Origin of the sequence: Methylocella tundrae, assembly GCF_901905185.1 — a bacterium.
Taxonomy (GTDB): Bacteria; Pseudomonadota; Alphaproteobacteria; order Rhizobiales; family Beijerinckiaceae; genus Methylocapsa; species Methylocapsa tundrae.
The window spans coordinates 1-1,631 of record NZ_CABFMQ020000118.1 but is presented as its reverse complement, the minus strand read 5'-3'; the positions used below and the strand labels follow the sequence as shown (position 1 = coordinate 1,631).

1 protein-coding gene is annotated in these 1,631 nt (G+C 61.6%); it reads right to left on the bottom strand.

What is annotated here, in order from left to right; translation table 11 throughout:
• Positions 1 to 1,631 (bottom strand): membrane protein insertase YidC (gene yidC, locus MPC4_RS17265; protein WP_174513615.1); only part of this gene is annotated, 1,631 nt, incomplete at both ends.

Here is a 1,631-nt window from a genome sequence, read left to right as displayed (position 1 = left end):
CTCGTGGCCTTTTTTCTGAACATTCCGGCGATATTGTCGAAGAGCTCTATTTTGACGCCGGCTCTTTTCATGATGAGCGTCTGCTGGGCGACGGAGAGGGTGTTGTTCCAGGCCCAGTAGATGACGAGGCCGGAGGGAAAGCCGCCGAGGGTGAAGGTGAAGATCACCGGCATCCAGGTGAAGATCTGCTTTTGCGTCGGATCGGCCGGCTCGGGGTTCGCCTTCATCTGCACGAACATGGTGACGCCCATGATGAGCGGCCAGACGCCGAGCGCGAGGAAATGGCCGATCATCGGGATTTGCGTCGGGTCGAAAGGCAAAAGCCCGAACAGATTGAAGATATTGGTCGGATCGGGGGCGGAGAGATCCTTGATCCAGCCAAAGAAGGGCGCATGCCGCATCTCGATGGTGACGAATAACACCTTATAAAGCGCGAAGAACACCGGGATCTGGATCAGCATCGGCAGGCAGCCCGACACCGGATTGATCTTCTCGCGCTTGTAAAGCGCCATGGTTTCCTGCTGCTGCTTCATCTTGTCTTCGGGATATTTGTCCCTGATGGCGGCGATCTGCGGCGCGACCGCCTTCATCTTGGCCATCGACAGATAGCTCTTGCTGGCGAGCGGGAAGAACAGGCCCTTGACGATCACCGTGGCGATCAGGATGGCGACGCCGAAATTGCCGGTCAGCGTATAAAGGAAGTGCAACAGCTGGAACATCGGCCGGGTGATGAAGTAGAACCAGCCCCAGTCGATCAGCAGCTCGAATTTCTTGATGCCGAGATCGGCCTGATAGGCGTCGAGCGTATGCACTTCCTTCGCCCCGGCGAAGAGGCGGCTCGTCGTTTCGCTCGACGCGCCTGGCGATATCACCTGCGCCGGGCCGACGAAATCGGCGCGATAGCTTTTGATCGGCCCTGTCAGCCCGGCCGAAAAGCGCGCCTCGATCGTCTCCTTCTGGTCCGGGATGACGGCGGCGGCCCAATATTTGTCGGTAAAGCCGAGCCAGCCGCCGACGCCTGACAGCGTTTTCGCGGCGTGATCCTCTTTCTCAATCTTGTCGTATTTGATCTCCTCGACGCCGCCGTCGCCGATGACGCCGACGAAACCTTCATGCAGCACCGAATAATTCACCGTTTTCGGCAGGCCGTGCCGCGCCACGAGCGCGTAAGGGGCGAGCGTGACCGGCTTGTCCGACTTGTTCTCGACGCTGTCGTGAATGGTGAACATATAGCGTTCGTCGACCGCGATCTGGCGATGGAAGACGAGGCCCTGGCCATTGTCATAGCTCAGCGTCACCGGCGTTTGCGGCGTCAGCGTGTCGCGGTCGGCGCGCCAGAGCGTGTCGGCGCGGGGCAGCGCCAGCGCCGCGCCGGCGCCCGAGAGAAAGCCGGCCTCGGCGTAATAGGCGTCGGGCGCGCCGGGCGGCGACAGCAGGATGATGTTCGGACTGTCTGGATCGACCGTCTCGCGGTAGGCCTTCAGCGCGACGTCGTCGATGCGCGCGCCCTTCAGCGCCAGCGAGCCAAAAATCGCCGGCGTCTCGATTTTGACGCGCGGCGAATCAGCCAGCGCCTCAGCGCGGGTTTGCGGCGCCGCGGCGTCAAGCGCGGAGAGATCGCGCGAAACCGC